This window comes from Bartonella sp. MR100HLJHH (genome assembly GCF_042194215.1).
GTDB lineage: Bacteria > Pseudomonadota > Alphaproteobacteria > Rhizobiales > Rhizobiaceae > Bartonella > Bartonella grahamii.
This window is the reverse complement of record NZ_JBHIMR010000009.1, coordinates 97429-114305: the sequence shown is the minus strand read 5'-3', so window position 1 is coordinate 114305 and position 16877 is coordinate 97429. Positions and strand designations below refer to the sequence as shown.

Here is a 16877-nt window from a genome sequence, read left to right as displayed (position 1 = left end):
AAAGATATGGCGCCTCGTCCAGCTGCTATAACGCAACCAGCCATTGCACGCGCTTTAAGAGAAGCTAAAAAACAAGGTTGTGAACTCGTAGAAATCAAACCTACCGGTGAACTGCTTATCTATCTCAAATCCGATATTCCACTACCAAATTCAGCAGCGCATCCAGACAAACTTTTAGATTTGTCAAAGAATGAATATTACGAAACCGCGCTCTCTAAGATGTAAAATTGATTATGCCAAAACCACGCCCTCCTCATCTTGTCAAACAAATTACTCAACATGGCAAAATTGTATGGTATGTACGTATTGGTCATGGCAAACGCATTAGAATACGCGGTACCTATGGAACGCAAGAGTTTGTTGATAACTACAAAAGCGCACTTGCCGAGTTACAAGGACTTATACTTCCTAAATCCAAAACCGGTAAACTTGTTGAAGGTTCATTTGCATGGCTGCTTAAACAATACTTTAACAGCTCTAATTGGCATAGCTACTCTAATACTACAAAGAAACAAAAAGAATACATTCTTATGAAGATATGCGACTCCATAGGAAATATTCCATACCAAGCAATTGAAAAGAAACATATCATAGCCGGTGTTGAACGGCGCAAAGAAACACCAGCAATGGCTAGAAACTTTCTGAAAGCCCTTAATGGACTTTTTAATTGGGCAATTGATCAAGGTCTTTTGGAAAATAATCCAACTTTAGGCGTCAAAAAACCTCCTCTTAAAAATAAAAGCGGCTTTCCTATTTGGACAGAAGAAGATGTTGAGAAATATTATCAAAGATGGTCCCATGGTACCCATGAACGCGTTTGGATTGATGTTCTTTTATATACGGGCTTGCGTCGTGGTGATGCGGTACGAATTGGTTGGAAAGATGTGAAAGATAATATCATTCATCTTAAGACAGAGAAAAGTAAATTCCAAACAGATGTCTTTCTACCTATTTTACCGGAATTAGCCAAAACGCTTGAAGCTGGTCCTATTGGAGTAGAAACATTCATCTGTAGTAAAACTAATCAAAAACTCTCCAAAGAAAGCTTTGGCGATACATTTAGAGACGCTTGTAATGCGGCTGGCATTAAAAAATCGGCGCATGGATTAAGAAAATTAGCAGCAACACGCGCAGCTAACTCTGGTGCAACAGTATCACAACTCAAAGCAATTTTTGGCTGGACAAATGATGCTATGGCATCTCTTTACACAAAGAGCGCAGATCGTAAAAGACTAGCTCTTGAAGCTATAAAAAAGCTCCAAAAAGATGAGGGATAGAGGCAAAAAAACTCAATAGAATCAAGATTCACCTATTCCCCCATATTAGACATAACTATTTTATTTTACTTGCTTTTTATATACCATTCACAGACGCCGTCGCGAAATAGGAGTTGAGTTCCTTAAGAAAGCTTTCTTAAAAAAAAGCACAGCTCAAATTGCATACAAAATATATGAAATAATGCACTTTCATTATCAAAACAACAAATGTTCCCTTGTCAAACTTTTCATCTTAAACTGAAGTTTATTTTAGTTTATAAACTTCATTATCCGCTGGGAAAGCACGAGATGTGACATCCTCTGCATAATTCTTTATTGCAGTTTCCATGGCTTGTTCAAAGTCTCCATAACGGCGTACAAATTTTGGCACATGAGCACCATAGCCCAACATATCTTCCATAACCAATACTTGTCCATCGCACTGATTGGATGCACCAATACCGATCGTAGGGATAGAAAGCTTTTCTGTCAGTTTTACTGCTAAAGGTTCGACAATCCCTTCTAAAACAATAGCAAAAGCACCGGCCTCCTCAATTGCAGCCCCATCGGCTTCAATTCTTTGCCAATCACTCTGTTTTCGTCCTTGTGTTTTGAAACCACCAAAACGATTCACCGCCTGGGGTGTAAGACCGATGTGCCCCATCACTGGAATGCCACGTTTACACAAAAAATCAATTGTTTCCGCTATATAAACACCACCTTCAAGCTTAACTGCACCACACCCCGTTTGAGCAAGAATACGCGATGCATTTAAAAAAGCTTGCTCTGGACTTTCCTCATAAGAGCCAAAAGGCATATCAATAACCACAAGAGCTTTTTGAGATCCACGCACCACGGCTTGTCCGTGTAAAATCATCATATCTAAATTAACAGGAAGCGTTGTCTCAAATCCATACACAACCATACCAACGCTATCACCAACCAAAAGGATATCGCAATATGGATCAGCAATCCGCGCAGTATAAGCTTGATAAGCTGTTAAAGAAACAATTGGCTGTTGTCCCTTTCTTGTACGTATTTCGGAAGATGTTATACGCTTTACGGTTTTATGTACACTCATTTTCCGCCCTTCTCTTGCAATATATATTGATCAATCAGCCTTACCTCTCCAAAGCGAACAGTAAGAAGTAAAACTGCTGGTTTATTCAATGTTCCTTTAATCACGCATAAAGTTTCCATATCCCGTAAATCTATTGCTTCAATGATTGCACGCGTTTCTTGTTGTAAAATATCACGAACAGTTTTGCATAATTTATCAACCGACCGTTCACCTTCATGGTAAAGCTTTTCAGCTGCTTTCCCACTTTCAGGAATAATTTTGGCAGCTTTACGATCTTCTAATGTTAAAAACTGATTGCGTGAAGAACAAGCGACACCATCTGACTCCCGTAGAATAGGAACTCCAACAATTTCAATAGGAAAAGCCAAATCTTCAACCATACGCCGAATAATTAAAATTTGTTGAAAATCCTTTTCCCCAAAAAAAGCCTTATCTGGTTGGACAATGTTAAAAAGTTTAGCAACAACGCTTGTCACACCACAAAAGTGCCCTGGACGTAATTTTCCCATCAAAATACGTGATAATTTTTTCACTTGCACAATTGTATCATTTCCCAGTGGCCACATTTCATCTACAGAAGGGGCAAAAACACATTCAACACCTGCTTCTTCTAACAAAGCACAATCGCCCTTCAAATCTCTTGGATATTGAGCAAAATCTTCATGAGGTCCAAATTGCTTTGGATTGACAAAAATAGAAACCAATACGCGATCACACATTGCTCTTGCATACTGTACTAATGCAAGATGACCATCATGCAATGCCCCCATTGTTGGAACAAAACCAATCGAAAAACCTAAACGTCGTTCCTCTGAAGTATATTGTCGGACTTCAGCAATTGTCTTTAAAACTTTCATTTTCCCATTCAATTATCATCAGATTAATAAATTAATGCTTGTATACCAAATTGGCGCTCAAACAATTGTATCAAATTCATGCGCACTGACGGCTGCTTTATATCTCGTGGCTCCCAGACATGACGCATAAGAAAAAAACCCGTCAGTATAAAACCATTTATTATGTCACTAGAATCAGTAGGACGAGTCGTTCTTTGCACAAGAAACTGTGGTAGAATGAGAAGCTTTTTTTTCCAAGGTTCCCCTGCTTCTTCACAGACAGCCCGTCCAGATTTTGGTGATACGTAATGAAGCCTTTCCTGACGACCTGTTGCAGCACAACAAGATAAATCAAGACCAAAACCAAGTTCTTCAAGAAGCCGCATTTCAAAACGTACAAGCAATTCTGCATTTACAAATGGTTCATCAAAATTCTGCATAAAAAGGTGTAAAATATCATATAAAACGGGGTGCGGATCACGTTCGGGAAGAAGCCGCAAATGAAAAGCTATCAATTGCAAAGCATAAAGTGCTTCTGGTAGACAGATTAATCGTGCCGCATGTAGATCAAGAGCTTCAAGCCGAAAAAGTCCCAAATGTTCTTCTAAACGAGCCCACCATTCAGCCTCCACAAAATTTCCAGGTTGAAGAAGAGCTGCCATACGACGTGATCGCCCCCCTTTTACCACTCCCATATAACGACCATGTTCACGTGTCATAACCTCAAGAATAACACTTGTTTCACCATATTGGCGTGTACCAAGAATAACAGCTTGTTCTTTCCACTTCATTTTACTTTAATTATTTTAAAAAATCTTATTTTAAAAAATCCAATCCCATTTCGCGATAACGTTCTGGATCGGTATCCCAATTATCGCGCACTTTCACAAAGAGAAAAAGATGAACCTTTTGATCCATAATTTCCATGAGTTCTTTACGTGCTGCTTGACCAATCGCTTTAATTGTATCGCCTTTTGCTCCTAAGACAATTTTTTTCTGACTCTCACGCTCGACATAAATAACTTGATTAATTTTAACGGAACCATCTGAACGCTCTTCCCAGTTTTCTGTTTCAACCGTTGAGGAATAAGGAAGTTCATCATGAAGACGAAGAAAAAGTTTTTCACGCGTAATTTCAGCAGCAAGATGACGCATGGGCATATCGGAAATTTGATCTTCCGGATAATACCATGGTCCCTCCTGCATCATATTACTCAACGCATGAAGTAAATCCTTGCAACCAGAACCGTTTAGAGCAGAAATCATAAATGTTTGCGCAAACTTTACACGTTCATTTATTTTAGTGGTTAACGCTAGAAGAGATGATTTAACAACTGTATCAACCTTATTAAGAACAAGAACTTTTTCTTGTTTCATGTTGTTTACAATATCTAACATCATATCAACTTCATCCGAAAGACCACTTTGAGCGTCAATTAAAACGAGCAGAACATCCGCGCTCTTAGCCCCTCCCCAAGCAGCAGAGACCATGGCACGTTCTAAGCGCTTATGGGGACGAAAAACACCCGGTGTATCGACCAACACAATTTGCACATCATCATGAATGACAATACCGCGGATTAAAGTTCGTGTTGTTTGTACCTTATGCGTTACAATCGAAACCTTTGTTCCAACCAATTGATTAACCAATGTCGATTTACCGGCATTAGGCATCCCAATAAGTACAACAAACCCAGAACGCGTTTTCATAACGTCACTCATGATCATTTTTTCCCACTGTTTTCCATACACCCTCTCGTCGCAAAATTTTTTCAGCTGCCATTCTTTCGGCATATCTTTTGGAACTTCCCTGCCCAATCTCTGAAGCAAACCCAGAAATACTTACCTCTACCATAAAAACAGGATCGTGATCTGGACCTGAACGTTTTATAACCTGATAATGTGGTTGTGCATTGCCTTGGATATGCGCCCATTCCTGTAATTCGGTCTTGGCATCACGCCGACCAGCATCCATTTTCTTTGCCCGACCGTGCCAATATTTTTGAATAAAAGGGCGAACGCTTTCCAATCCTCCATCGAGATATATCACGGCAATCAAAGCTTCCACGACATCTGCATGCATATTGATGAGTCGACGCCCCTCGAAATTTTTCATCTCAAAACCAACACGGATCATATCAGGCAGCCTCATTTCACGCGCAATATCAGCACATGTCTGCGCATTAACCAGATGATTCAAACGGACTGATAATTCACCTTCACTTGCCTGAGGAAAAAGTTGATACAGCATTTCTGCAATCAAAAGCCCTAAAACCCGATCCCCTAGAAACTCTAGTCGTTCATAATTCCCCTGTTCCGAATCTTGTACACTCGAGTGTGTTAATGCCTTCTTTAACCTCTCTTCATCTTTAAAACGATGCCCCGTCAGCTTGAAAAGCTGATCAATCATTAGACGTTTCATCGTTGTTTCCTTGCTTGATAAGCGGCAAATCATGAACCGTATTTATGAAAGAAAACAAACGCTTCCAACGCACATCAAATGGCCAGCGCCAAACCTGCCAAGCACTTGAACCGTTACTGATAGAAAAGAAAATCACGCTCGCGCGACCAATAAGATTTTCTTCTGGAACATAGCCTACATCTAAACGACTATCATCTGAATTGTCGCGGTTATCTCCCATCATAAAGTAATGTCCTTGAGGAACTTCAAAAACTTTTGTATCATCAACTTTCGGGATGAAAGCTAAATCAAGTGTATCATAACTAACACCGTTAGGCATTGTCTCGCGATAAACCTCAACAGGATAGTTAACCTCTGTTATATCAGAATTATCAATCTCCCCCATAAAGTGACGTGAAACAGCCTCATCATTAATATAAAGAACACTTTGACGGACTTGTATACGATCACCTGGTAGCCCAACAACGCGTTTTATATAATCAATCTTCGGATTACTTGGTAAGCGAAAAACGACCACATCTCCACGTTGAGGTTGAGATGCCCAAATCCGTCCAGAAAAAAGAGGAGGAGAAAAGGGGATGGAAAAACGAGAATACCCATATGCATACTTAGAAACAAACAGATAATCTCCCACCAACAAAGTAGGACGCATTGAACCGGACGGAATACTAAAAGGCTGGAAAAAAAGTGTCCGAATAACCGCTGCTAAAAGCAGAGCCTGTACTAAAACAGAAATAAATTCACGAACCCCGCCTTTTTTTTCTTTTTTATGCACTTTATCTTTTTGGATCATCACCAACTGCCTTCTCATCACAGATATAATTTTTTTCATCATAATATTCAAATAACAAAAGCACAATCTCTCACACCATCTATCCACGTGGAAGTGCTTCGATAATAATAAATGCCTGTGCCCAAGGAAAATCATCTGTTATGCTAAGATGAATAACTGCATCATGATGAGGAGGTAATAACTTTTGAAGTTGCACTTGCGCACGATTTGTTAATTGCATTATTGGTTTACCAGATGGCAAATTAACGACCCCCATGTCTTTCCAATTGATACCACAAGCGATTCCCGTTCCTAAGGCTTTAGCGCATGCTTCTTTAGCAGCAAATCTTTTTGCATAGGAAGAGGAGCTTTTTTTGAGATTTTCGGATCTATTCCTTTCAATATCCGTAAAAATACGTTGGGTAAAACGCTCACCATAGCGAACCAACATTTTCTCAATACGTCGTATATCAACCAGATCATTTCCAAGACCAACAATCATACGGTATTACCCGATCTTTCTTCCGATGAACGCTTCTTTAAACGCCTTTTTTTTATAATCTTTTGATATCGCTTTTGTTTAAAACGAACCGTTGCTCTGTAAACACCTATATAAGATAAACCACCAAAAACAATACCTAAAAGAGTTCCACCTAAAATCATAGGACTCATAATTGTGTCCCATGCGCCTTTAAAGAGGAGAGAGAGATTTGACAATGTCAAACCATTAAATAGAGCACGAATTTGCGAAAGAGAAATCTCTTTGACATCGCTAAAAAGTGATAAACAAAAATACCCTACTTTATAATCAGCCATGACAATCAATAAAAATGTGAGTGGATTAGAAAAAATCGTCCCAATGATTGCGGCAGCAAAGTTTGCACGCAAAAGCCAAGAAAAAAATATTGCCAAAATAATATGCAACCCAAAGAAAGGGGAACAAGCTAAAAAAATGCCAACAGCAACCCCTAATGCTACTTCATGCGGTGTTGCTGATATACGCAAAATACGTTTATGTATGTAGCAAAATGAGCGAGAAAATGAACGACGTGGCCATAACCAAAGTCGAATACGCGTTACAAAATCTATTGGTTCTCGACTACGAAAAAGCATATGACTCTCAATATACATCTTTTGATGATGAAATAATTTATATCATCCAAATTAATCTTTTTAAGCTTTTGCACAAAAAAAATAGAACGACAATTAAATATTTCGACTGCCTGGTTTAATCGCTGGAAGAACAGAAAGCTCTGCAGGAAGTGCATCACTAGTATAAGAGGTTATCTCATATTCAGCAAGCGCAATCAATGGAACTCCAACATTGACCTTACCACCAGAACGATCAAGGATACATGCACTGGCCAATACCTCTGCTCCTGCTGCAACAAGCGCCTCAATAGTCTCACGAATGGAAAGACCCGTTGTCACAATATCTTCGACAATAACAACCCGTGCACCCTTCTTGATTTCAAAACGACGCAATTCAAAGATGCCATTTACACGCTCTACCCAAAGAGAAGGAACACCAAGGTGACGTGAAGTTTCATAGGAAGGAATAAGGCCGCCAATTGCGGGACCAACAACATAATCAATTTTTCCCTCGATAGATTTTTTGATTTTTTCAGCCAATCCACGACATAACTTTTCCGTCAAGTCAGCATGCATGAATACTTTCGCTTTTTGCATATAAGTCGCACTATGGCGCCCCGATGTTAAAATAAAATGCCCTTCTAGAATAGCATCTGCTTGTTTAAAAATATCAATGACATCTTGTGTATTCATTGCAAAATCTTTCTTTTTATCCATGAACCCGCCGTACTGTACTTACTGAACCTGCCTCTTTTAACTGAGAAAAAATACGATTCAAATGTTTTAAATCCCACACTTCCAAATCAATCATAATTTCTGTAAAATCCGGTGCTGTACGGATAAAAGATAAATTTTGGATATTGGCATCGTTAGCAGAAATTATTTGTGTAATTTCAGCCAAAGAGCCAGGACTATTTACAACCAAAATATTTATCCGTGCAGGAAAACGTTCATTCATTTGGGCATCAATATCCCAGCGGACATCAATCCATCGTTCTGGCTGATCATCATATGCCATCAAAGCTGAAGACTGTATTGGATAAATAACGATCCCAGCTCCGGGCTGCATAATACCAACAATCCGATCTCCAGGTACTGCTCCTTCCGGTGAAAAACGTACGGGTATATCTCCACGGGTTCCTCTAATAGGCAATGCTTTAGATTGATGATTCTCGACCATTGCATTTTTTTCATTTTCTGGAACTTTAAAAATCATACCTTGAGCATTCTCAATATTAAACCAACCTTCTTCCCCAGGCTTAAAAGATGACTTTTGTACCACACGGTGATCTTGATAATCAGGATAAACCGCTTTAATCACATCAGCGGAAAACAGCTCTCCACGCCCAACAGCAGCCAATACATCCTCTACATCTTTACGTGCTAAACGTGGCAAAACTTTCTTCAAAACGTCTTTTGAAAATTGTTTTCCCATATATTCAAATGAACGCTCGAGAATACGATATCCTAAACCCGAATATTGTTTACGTACCGCGGCACGACTTGCTCGTCGAATAGCTGAACGTGCTTTACCTGTGACAACAAGAAATTCCCATGCAGCTGGCGGAATTTGAGCATGTGAACGAATAATATCAACTTCATCACCATTTTTTAATTTGGTCATTAAAGGCATAATACGACCATTGATTTTCACACCCACACAAGAATCACCGATGTCTGTATGGACGGCATAAGCAAAATCAATAGGCGTAGCTCCTTTAGGAAAAGCAATTAATCGACCTTTCGGCGTAAAACAAAAAACTTGATCTTGAAAAAGCTCAAGCTTTGTGTGTTCTAAAAATTCTTCCGGATTATCTCCATCTGACAAAGATTGTATCGTTTGACGCAACCATGCATACGCATTTGTTTCATTTGATAACCTCGAAGCCGAATAATTAGAACCTTGCTCTTTATAAATGGAATGTGCCGCAACGCCATATTCAGCAATTTCATCCATAGCAGCAGTTCTAATCTGCAATTCAACACGTTGTCGCGATGGTCCCACAATCGTTGTATGAATGGAACGATAATCATTCTGCTTTGGTATAGAAATATAATCTTTAAAACGACCAGGAACCATTGGCCACGTCGTATGAATGACACCAAGAGCGCGATAACAATCATGCACTGTTTCAACAATCACACGAAATCCAAAAATATCGGATAATTGTTCAAAAGAAAGCGCCTTGCTTTCCATTTTGCGAAAGACGGAATACGATTTTTTCTGACGGCTTTTAACATTCGCTTTAATGCCATGCTCGAAAAAAAGTTTTGTCAACTCGTTTTCAATTGTGGAAAGCAAATCACGATTGCGTTTTGATAACTCAGAAAGACGATTGGTAATCGTACGATAACCTTCTGGATTTAAATAAAAGAAAGAAAGATCCTCTAATTCCTCGCGCATATCTTGCATACCCATACGACCAGCAAGCGGCGCATAAATATCCATCGTCTCCTCAGCAATTCGCCGACGTTTATCATCACGCATAACACCAAGGGTGCGCATATTATGAAGACGATCAGCAAGTTTGACTAAAAGAACACGAACATCATCAGAGATGGCAATAAGAAGCTTACGAAGATTTTCTGCCTGTACGGCTTTCTTTGATACAAGATCAAGCTTATTAAGCTTTGTAAGTCCTTCAACCAACTTCCCAATTTCAGAACCAAAAAGCTGATCAATTTCTGCTCGTGTAGCGCTTGTATCTTCAATTGTATCATGCAAAAGAGCAACAGCAATCGTCGCCTCATCCAACCGCATATCTGTCAAAATAGCAGCAACTTCTAAAGGATGAGAAAAATAAAGATCACCTGAAGCACGCTTTTGATGTGCATGCTTTCTCATTGCATAATCATAGGCCCTGTTTAAAAGAGCCTCATCTACGTCAGACTTGTAACGTTGAACACGTCCAACAAGCTCACACTGACGCATCATACGAGCATATCCTTTATCTTTTCACACCCCTAATCCTTATTGAACACGTCTTATCAATAAAAGACAAGAAAAATAACGGCTCCTTACAGACAAGGTATCTTTACTCCTGTAATATAAAATGCCGCAATTAATAATCGTCACTTTTTTCTGGAACAACCAAACCTTCAATACCCGCTAAAAGCTCTTCCTCTGACATATGATCAAATGAAGTACCTTCTTCTTGCGACGACGTATTAAAAACACTTTCAGCTTCACCTGAATGGGTAATAAATTCACTTGCCATTTCTGGCTCATCTACTTCCACATGCTTTTGCAGCGAATGAATAAGGTCTTCCTTTAAATCAGCAGGCGACAATGTTTCTTCTGCTATTTCACGCAAAGCAACAACTGGATTTTTATCATTATCACGATCAACCGTAATCTGCGCTCCTTGTGAAATCTGACGCGCCCGATGACCTGCTAAAAGTACCAATTCAAAGCGGTTGTCAACTTTATCAATACAATCTTCTACCGTTACGCGGGCCATTTATGCCTCTTTCTCAAATAAAAAAATTTAATAGCGGATAGAGGAGTATATACAATAATCAAAATAAAACACAAGAAAAACAACACAAACTTTTATATTTTTTGATTAAAGAACTTATTTAAGAAAATTCTTGGAAAATTTATAAAAATGTATAACCTATCCATGCTCGTTATCAAAGCTGCTCTTAAAAGCATTCCAATAGATTGGCTTCAAACAAGGGGAGGTCTTTCTTGACAAAATACTTGTCTGGAGTCTTCATCCTTTTAAAAGGAACACCAGCTGTTTAAAATCCTTTGCAATAACGACAGCCTTATGCATACTTTTTATGATAATATCTTTATTTAAAGAGAGAACTTTTTTTCTTTGAACATCATGTGTATTGTACTCTTATTCATCAAATAAATTACTGAAAGATTACCTCTCTGTACATAATAATTAGCAATAAGTTTATATTAAACTTTATTTATATTCATTATAGATTGTTTATCAAAACATAACCCGTCATATACGCTATAAAAGACTCAAAAAAATAGAAAAAACGATTGATGCCTAACACCACGAATAGCCAATTAACATCGCTTTGCCCAGAACCACCCCAAAATTGCAATTTATGTCCTAGGCTCCATCAGTTTATCGCTGACTGGCGTATCAAAGAACCAAGTTGGTATAACGCACCGGTGCGCCCCTTCTTTCCTTATAAAGGAGCAGACACAACGCGCCTTCTTATTGTTGGGCTTGCTCCTGGATTACGCGGAGCAAATCGAACTGGACGTCCATTCACTGGTGATTATGCTGGGCACTTACTTTATTCAACTTTAAAAAAATTTGGTTTTGCCCAAGGAACCTTTGAAGAAAGAGCAGACGATACTCTTGAGCTGATTGATGCAGCAATCGTCAACTCTGTTCGTTGTGTTCCCCCAGAAAATAAACCCACCGGTGCAGAAATTAACACGTGCCGCTATTTCTTCTCACCTCTTTTAACAAATCTTCCCAAACTTAAAGCCGTTATTACCTTAGGCACCATTGCGCACCATTCAACGATACGTGCCCTTAATGCAAAAGTTTTAGCTCACCCTTTTGGACACGGCGAAATTCATAACATCGGCAGATTACGCATCTTTTCGAGCTATCACTGTTCTCGTTATAATACAAATACTGGACGCTTGACAGACGCCATGTTTCACCAAATTTTTCAAGCAGCAAAAACATACTTAGATCAATGCTAAAACTGTTTTAAACCAGGGCTATAAATAAAGGATATCTAAATCGCATCCGTCATCCATATCTTTTTAAAAGTCTTGCTTTTTCACGTCCCCAATCGCGTTTTTTTTCCGTTTCGCGCTTATCATGAAGCTTTTTTCCCCGCGCTAGAGCAATCTCCAACTTAACACGCCCTCGTTCATTAAAATAAAGTTTAAGAGGAACAAGTGTCATTCCTTCACGAGACGTTGCATTAAAAAAACGTGCCATCTCACGTTTTGAAAGTAATAACTTGCGCAAACGTCGCGGTTCATGATTAAAACGATTAGCCTGCGTATATTCAGGAATATAGCTGTTTACTAACCATAATTCCCCATTCTCAAAACTCGCATAGCTTTCAGCAATATTGGCATGATTAGAACGCAAGGACTTTACTTCCGCTCCCTGAAGGACAAGACCGGCCTCGAGATTATTAAGGATTTCAAAATTAAAACGTGCTTTACGATTGTCAGCAATTATTTTCCGTACGGGCGCGTTCTTTTTTTTATTCATGGCTTTGTCAATATCATTTTATGCTTTTAAAATACCAGCATGACTGAGGGCTACATCAATAATCTTCTTTGTTCTTTCTGTTAATGGAACAATCGGAGAACGCACAGTATCACCACAAAATCCTAATTTTGCAGCAGCATATTTAATACCCGCTGGACTAGGCTCAATAAATACAGCACGATTAAGAGGCATCAAGCGATCATTTAATTCTCGTGCTGTTTTATAATCACCACGAAAACAAGCAGCTTGAAGCTCTGCACACAGCTTTGGAGCAACATTGGAGGAAACTGAAATACACCCCATACCTCCATGTGCATTAAAACCTAACGCTGTACAATCATCACCGGAAAGCTGTACAAAATCCTTCCCACACTTTTCACGTTGTTCACTAACGCGTTCAATTCTGCTCGTTGCATCTTTTACACCAATGATATTTTTAAAATCTTGATAAAGGTCTTTCATCGTTTCCACAGCCATATCGATAACAGAACGACCAGGAATATTATAAATTATAATCGGAATAGAAACAGCTTTGGCAATGGAAGAAAAATGTTTGTATAAACCAGATTGATTTGGTCTATTATAATAGGGAGTGACAACCAAAACTGCATCTGCACCAGCTTTTTGCGCGTATTGTGCAAGCTCTACAGCCTCACTTGTGCTATTTGATCCCGCTCCAGCAACAACAGGAACACGCTTTGCGACCTGCTCAACACACAATTCTATAATCCGCTTATGTTCTTCATGACTTAACGTTGCTGATTCACCGGTTGTCCCAACTGGGCTTACACCATTAATCCCTTGTGTAATCTGCCATTCAATAAAATCACAAAACGCCTTCTCATCAATTGCGCCCTTATTATCAAACGGTGTAATAAGCGCAGTTATAGCTCCCTTGAGCATGATAAACTCCCTATAATATTCGCTTTTATTTTTTTAATAATCGCCTTTTATAAATTTTAAATAGAGCATAATCTTGCTCTATCATTGAAGCAAGATGAATTTCAAAAAAAGCCCTCATAAGATGAAAATGTCCCTCCTTAAATGTTGCACATTTATTTAAAATAAACCGTCTATATTAACGCGTTTTTCATGCTTGTGTTCTATAAATCCTTAAGTTTTTACAAAAAGCAAGGTCTCAAGGTCTTTTCTCTATGCGTGTATTTTCCACCTCTCTTTTCGTATCAACCTTTACTGCACTTATACTGGCAATAAGAATTTTATTTTCAAGTGCATCCGCGCAAACACCTCTTTTGCACGGGAAAGCGCCAATCCCTTTGGTGCGCCCTACTCCCTTTACCGAAAAAGGAGCTCAAGAGCCTCTTCAACAGATACACACGACATCACACAATACTGCTACACTTCAGCAACTGAAAGCTGGGCTAGATGCACTAGCAAACAACAATATTGCAAAAACAATAAATCTTCGTAATTCAATGGAAAAACATAGCCTTGATCGTCATATTTTGACATGGGCGCTGGGGATATCAAACAAAGCTAATATACCAAGTTCTGAAATATTTAATGCAATCAACATGCTAAAAGGATGGCCCGGTATAGAAACGATGCAACGCAATGCTGAACGTGCTTTTCTTAACGAAACCAACGTCTCACGCGCAATCATCCAAAAATTTTCTCATCACCCGCCCCAAACAGCGCAAGGAATGGCTCTCTTCGCTAAAGCACTTATCGCAACGGGACAAACCACTCGTGCTCAACACGTTATTGCACCGTGGTGGCATAAGACACAGCTTAATGCAAAAGAAGAAACATTTGTTCTTAAAAATGCAAGCGTTGCATTAAAACCTATTGATCATTTGAAACGCATGCAATTTATGCTGTATGCATATCGTTTTGATTCAGCAGCACGCGTTGCAAAATTAGCCCATGCTCAATCTCTTTTTGATGCTTTTGTGGCCGTTGAAAAAAATGACCCTAGAGCTACACAAAAATTAAAAGCTGTAGAGAGATCATGGCAAAAAGATCCTCTTTTTCAGTTTGCTCGAATACGCCATCTTCGACGAACAGAGCAATATAATGCAGCCGCAGCACTCATGATGAAAACATCAAAAGATGCATTCCGCCTTATGAACCCTCATTCATTGTGGAAAGAACAACGCGCCCTTTCTCGTGAAATGCTCGATTTAAATAAACCAAAAATTGCTTACCAACTCGTTGCAATGCACACTGGTATAACATCTGCATTAGCTATCGATGCTGAGTTTCATGCAGGATGGTACGCACTACGGTTTCTTCATAACCCTAAATTGGCAATGCAGCATTTTTCACGTATTCCTCAACTCTCTTCTTCACCTTTTTCTGCATCACGTGGATATTACTGGATGGGACGAACAGCAGAAACGCTAGAAGAACATAAAAATGCCCAGCATTACTTTCATCGCGCAGCTCATTTTGGTGCAACTTACTATGGTCAATTAGCCGCTGCACGACTCAACCAAAAAAAGCTTAAAGTTTTCTTTCCCAAACCAACAACCGCTGAGCGACAACATTTTAGTGCACGAAAAGCGATCAAAGCAATTCAACGTCTTGAAGCAGCCGGCTATGCTGATTTTGCTAAAATTTTTTATAGAGAGCTCGGAAAAAAAATAGAAAGCCCCGGCGAATTAGCCCTTCTGGCTGTTATGGCAGAAAAAAATGGAGACTATTATACCAGCCTCAAAATTGGAAAAATGGCTGTTTTTCAGGGAAAAAATGTCGGTGCACTCTCTCATCCTCTGGGAGCTATACCAGCTTCTACTAATATTTCTGTAGAAGAAAAATCGCTTATCTATGCCATTGCACGCCAAGAAAGCGAATTTAATCCAACAGCCATATCAAAAGCAGGCGCACAAGGTATACTCCAATTGCTTCCTACAACAGCAAAAGCATTGGCAAAAAAATACTCAATCGCATGGTCTCCTAAAAAATTTAGCAGTGATGCTCATTATAATGCAACATTAGGTGCCCATTTTCTCAATGAACAATTGGAACGTTTTAATGGATCCTATATACTAACTCTTATTGGCTATAATGCGGGTCCCCGTCGAGTCAATGAATGGATAAAACGTTATGGCGATCCTCGAGGACAATCTCTCGATAACGTCATTGATTGGATTGAGCGTATTCCTTATACAGAAACACGTAATTACGTGATGCGTGTCATGGAAAATTATGGTGTCTACAAAGCAAGACTCACTGGGAAAATAGATATAAAAACCGACCTGCTTTCTGGTCGACGGAAATGATATGCCTTAACTTCCCAAATAGTATTTGAAAGTGTTCATAAGAAGTGTTTTTATTCCTTTTTAAATAATACCCACATACCAACCTGCTTATGATATATATATATAAGCAAATAATTTTAATTGATTCAGTATCAATAAATTCGAAATGAGAAAACCCTACGCTATTCAGATCTTTTATTTCAAACACAAAATGATAAATTATCATTATAAATCAACATGTTGTACAAATAGTTCATTTCTTCTCAACATAAACGACAATATCATAGATGATTACAAATAGGTCATTTTTTTACTGTTGCTTATTAGTGTCAATATTCAAATCTTGTACAACAGCATATTTTAAGACTATTTTGTTCTGCTTATAACATTTCTATACCAAATAAGAGTACGTTATTATGTATATCGTTTGGATTATCTCTAATAACAGAAAGACAGACTCATTGAGTTAGAAAGCTTTAAAGACAAACAATTCTCTTCTACCCCTTCCCTTTTCATTCGGGTTTACGACTTTTAAATATGTCAATATCTTTTAATGATGAAGATAAAGCTTTGCTTTTTTCCCCCATTTTTACATATAAGCTCACATCCTTCACACAAAACAGAGCATCTCAAAATAGTATGTTTTTCTTATTTATATTCTTGTTTTATTTTAATGTTTCTAAGGTCATTTCACAACGGTGTATCTGAAAAGTATTTACGAAAATCCTCTCACGAATGGTATAAAAATCGATGAGACACGATTAACCTTTACTGAATAAAAGCTATAGCTCTATCATCCCTTAACTCCCAATGTTGTAACAGCCCTTTCATTTAGAGCATTCATAAGAAATATATTCACTGCTTTTTAGAAGTTTTATATCCATGCTCCCCCTCAACTTGTGTCATAAGTAAGCGAATGGTTTTGATTGATACAACGTCAAAAAAATCGAACGAACTATATTTTAACTTTTGTTAAAATTA

At 38.6% G+C, this 16877-nt stretch carries 17 protein-coding genes; 4 read left to right on the top strand and 13 right to left on the bottom strand.

Annotation, left to right across the window (positions count from 1 at the left end):
* The first annotated feature begins 6 nt into the window (after positions 1-6).
* Both ACFIJ7_RS06855 and ACFIJ7_RS06850 read left to right on the top strand, forming a co-directional pair.
* Positions 7-225: a hypothetical protein gene (locus tag ACFIJ7_RS06855; protein WP_273723922.1), complete on the top strand. Its 219-nt coding sequence runs from the start codon at positions 7-9 to the stop codon at positions 223-225.
* 8 nt (positions 226-233) lie between these two features.
* Positions 234-1277 carry a tyrosine-type recombinase/integrase gene (locus ACFIJ7_RS06850; RefSeq protein ID WP_375635686.1) on the top strand — a complete coding sequence of 348 codons (1044 nt, stop codon included), beginning with the start codon at positions 234-236 and terminating at the stop codon, positions 1275-1277.
* Between the two features lie 244 nt (positions 1278-1521).
* On the opposite strand, the gene panB is transcribed toward ACFIJ7_RS06850, so the two are convergent.
* The 11 genes from panB to rpoZ all read right to left on the bottom strand — a co-directional run bounded on the left by panB (position 1522) and on the right by rpoZ (position 10920).
* Positions 1522-2337 carry a 3-methyl-2-oxobutanoate hydroxymethyltransferase gene (panB, locus tag ACFIJ7_RS06845; protein ID WP_375644890.1) on the bottom strand — a complete coding sequence of 272 codons (816 nt, stop codon included), beginning with the start codon at positions 2335-2337 and terminating at the stop codon, positions 1522-1524.
* The gene (gene panC / locus ACFIJ7_RS06840) at positions 2334-3194 is read right to left on the bottom strand and encodes a pantoate--beta-alanine ligase (protein ID WP_273788435.1); all 861 of its coding nucleotides are present in this window, start codon (positions 3192-3194) and stop codon (positions 2334-2336) included. The genes panB and panC overlap by 4 nt, the downstream gene beginning before the upstream one ends.
* Positions 3195-3217: 23 nt before the next feature.
* A complete protein-coding gene (gene recO / locus ACFIJ7_RS06835; RefSeq protein WP_012754938.1) occupies positions 3218-3964 on the bottom strand; it encodes a DNA repair protein RecO in 747 nt (248 codons plus the stop codon).
* Positions 3965-3989: 25 nt separating this feature from the next.
* Positions 3990-4895, bottom strand: a complete 906-nt coding sequence (gene era / locus ACFIJ7_RS06830; protein ID WP_012754937.1) for a GTPase Era — start codon at positions 4893-4895, stop codon at positions 3990-3992.
* Positions 4888-5595: a ribonuclease III gene (gene rnc / locus ACFIJ7_RS06825; RefSeq protein WP_375644889.1), complete on the bottom strand. Its 708-nt coding sequence runs from the start codon at positions 5593-5595 to the stop codon at positions 4888-4890. Before rnc ends, era begins: the two co-directional genes overlap by 8 nt.
* The gene (gene lepB / locus ACFIJ7_RS06820; RefSeq protein ID WP_375635832.1) at positions 5576-6388 is read right to left on the bottom strand and encodes a signal peptidase I; all 813 of its coding nucleotides are present in this window, start codon (positions 6386-6388) and stop codon (positions 5576-5578) included. The genes rnc and lepB overlap by 20 nt, the downstream gene beginning before the upstream one ends.
* Before the next feature lie 79 nt (positions 6389-6467).
* Entirely contained in the window at positions 6468-6869 is a 402-nt protein-coding gene (gene acpS, locus ACFIJ7_RS06815) for a holo-ACP synthase (protein ID WP_375635690.1), read from the bottom strand.
* Positions 6866-7480 (bottom strand): DUF2062 domain-containing protein, encoded by a 615-nt coding sequence (locus ACFIJ7_RS06810; RefSeq protein ID WP_375635691.1) that lies wholly within the window; start codon positions 7478-7480, stop codon positions 6866-6868. The genes acpS and ACFIJ7_RS06810 overlap by 4 nt, the downstream gene beginning before the upstream one ends.
* A 93-nt stretch (positions 7481-7573) precedes the next feature.
* Positions 7574-8152, bottom strand: a complete 579-nt coding sequence (gene pyrE / locus ACFIJ7_RS06805) for an orotate phosphoribosyltransferase (RefSeq protein ID WP_375619471.1) — start codon at positions 8150-8152, stop codon at positions 7574-7576.
* Positions 8153-8168: 16 nt separating this feature from the next.
* Positions 8169-10394, bottom strand: a complete 2226-nt coding sequence (locus ACFIJ7_RS06800; RefSeq protein WP_375635692.1) for a RelA/SpoT family protein — start codon at positions 10392-10394, stop codon at positions 8169-8171.
* Between the two features lie 127 nt (positions 10395-10521).
* Entirely contained in the window at positions 10522-10920 is a 399-nt protein-coding gene (gene rpoZ, locus ACFIJ7_RS06795) for a DNA-directed RNA polymerase subunit omega (protein WP_273791104.1), read from the bottom strand.
* A gap of 545 nt (positions 10921-11465) precedes the next feature.
* Between rpoZ and ACFIJ7_RS06790 the strand changes: the two genes are divergently transcribed.
* A complete protein-coding gene (locus ACFIJ7_RS06790) occupies positions 11466-12146 on the top strand; it encodes a uracil-DNA glycosylase (protein ID WP_375635834.1) in 681 nt (226 codons plus the stop codon).
* Between the two features lie 49 nt (positions 12147-12195).
* Here the strand turns inward: ACFIJ7_RS06790 and smpB are convergent, their stop codons facing one another.
* Both smpB and dapA read right to left on the bottom strand, forming a co-directional pair.
* Positions 12196-12672 (bottom strand): SsrA-binding protein SmpB, encoded by a 477-nt coding sequence (gene smpB, locus ACFIJ7_RS06785; protein ID WP_012231306.1) that lies wholly within the window; start codon positions 12670-12672, stop codon positions 12196-12198.
* A gap of 18 nt (positions 12673-12690) precedes the next feature.
* The gene (dapA, locus tag ACFIJ7_RS06780) at positions 12691-13575 is read right to left on the bottom strand and encodes a 4-hydroxy-tetrahydrodipicolinate synthase (protein WP_375635693.1); all 885 of its coding nucleotides are present in this window, start codon (positions 13573-13575) and stop codon (positions 12691-12693) included.
* A 251-nt stretch (positions 13576-13826) separates the two neighbouring features.
* On the opposite strand from dapA, the gene ACFIJ7_RS06775 reads away from it, so the two are divergent.
* Positions 13827-15917, top strand: coding sequence for a lytic transglycosylase domain-containing protein (locus ACFIJ7_RS06775; protein WP_375644888.1), 2091 nt, complete (start codon positions 13827-13829; stop codon positions 15915-15917).
* Positions 15918-16877: the final 960 nt, after the last annotated feature.

Bases quoted from the DNA above. Each gene is read 5' to 3' on its own strand.
- ACFIJ7_RS06855 (WP_273723922.1), top strand. From the start codon at position 7: ATGGCGCCTCGTCCAGCTGCTATAACGCAACCAGCCATTGCACGCGCT.
- ACFIJ7_RS06850 (WP_375635686.1), top strand. From the start codon at position 234: ATGCCAAAACCACGCCCTCCTCATCTTGTCAAACAAATTACTCAACAT.
- panB (WP_375644890.1), bottom strand. From the start codon at position 2,337: ATGAGTGTACATAAAACCGTAAAGCGTATAACATCTTCCGAAATACGT.
- panC (WP_273788435.1), bottom strand. From the start codon at position 3,194: ATGAAAGTTTTAAAGACAATTGCTGAAGTCCGACAATATACTTCAGAG.
- recO (WP_012754938.1), bottom strand. From the start codon at position 3,964: ATGAAGTGGAAAGAACAAGCTGTTATTCTTGGTACACGCCAATATGGT.
- era (WP_012754937.1), bottom strand. From the start codon at position 4,895: ATGAGTGACGTTATGAAAACGCGTTCTGGGTTTGTTGTACTTATTGGG.
- rnc (WP_375644889.1), bottom strand. From the start codon at position 5,595: ATGAAACGTCTAATGATTGATCAGCTTTTCAAGCTGACGGGGCATCGT.
- lepB (WP_375635832.1), bottom strand. From the start codon at position 6,388: ATGATCCAAAAAGATAAAGTGCATAAAAAAGAAAAAAAAGGCGGGGTT.
- acpS (WP_375635690.1), bottom strand. From the start codon at position 6,869: ATGATTGTTGGTCTTGGAAATGATCTGGTTGATATACGACGTATTGAG.
- ACFIJ7_RS06810 (WP_375635691.1), bottom strand. From the start codon at position 7,480: ATGCTTTTTCGTAGTCGAGAACCAATAGATTTTGTAACGCGTATTCGA.
- pyrE (WP_375619471.1), bottom strand. From the start codon at position 8,152: ATGAATACACAAGATGTCATTGATATTTTTAAACAAGCAGATGCTATT.
- ACFIJ7_RS06800 (WP_375635692.1), bottom strand. From the start codon at position 10,394: ATGATGCGTCAGTGTGAGCTTGTTGGACGTGTTCAACGTTACAAGTCT.
- rpoZ (WP_273791104.1), bottom strand. From the start codon at position 10,920: ATGGCCCGCGTAACGGTAGAAGATTGTATTGATAAAGTTGACAACCGC.
- ACFIJ7_RS06790 (WP_375635834.1), top strand. From the start codon at position 11,466: ATGCCTAACACCACGAATAGCCAATTAACATCGCTTTGCCCAGAACCA.
- smpB (WP_012231306.1), bottom strand. From the start codon at position 12,672: ATGAATAAAAAAAAGAACGCGCCCGTACGGAAAATAATTGCTGACAAT.
- dapA (WP_375635693.1), bottom strand. From the start codon at position 13,575: ATGCTCAAGGGAGCTATAACTGCGCTTATTACACCGTTTGATAATAAG.
- ACFIJ7_RS06775 (WP_375644888.1), top strand. From the start codon at position 13,827: ATGCGTGTATTTTCCACCTCTCTTTTCGTATCAACCTTTACTGCACTT.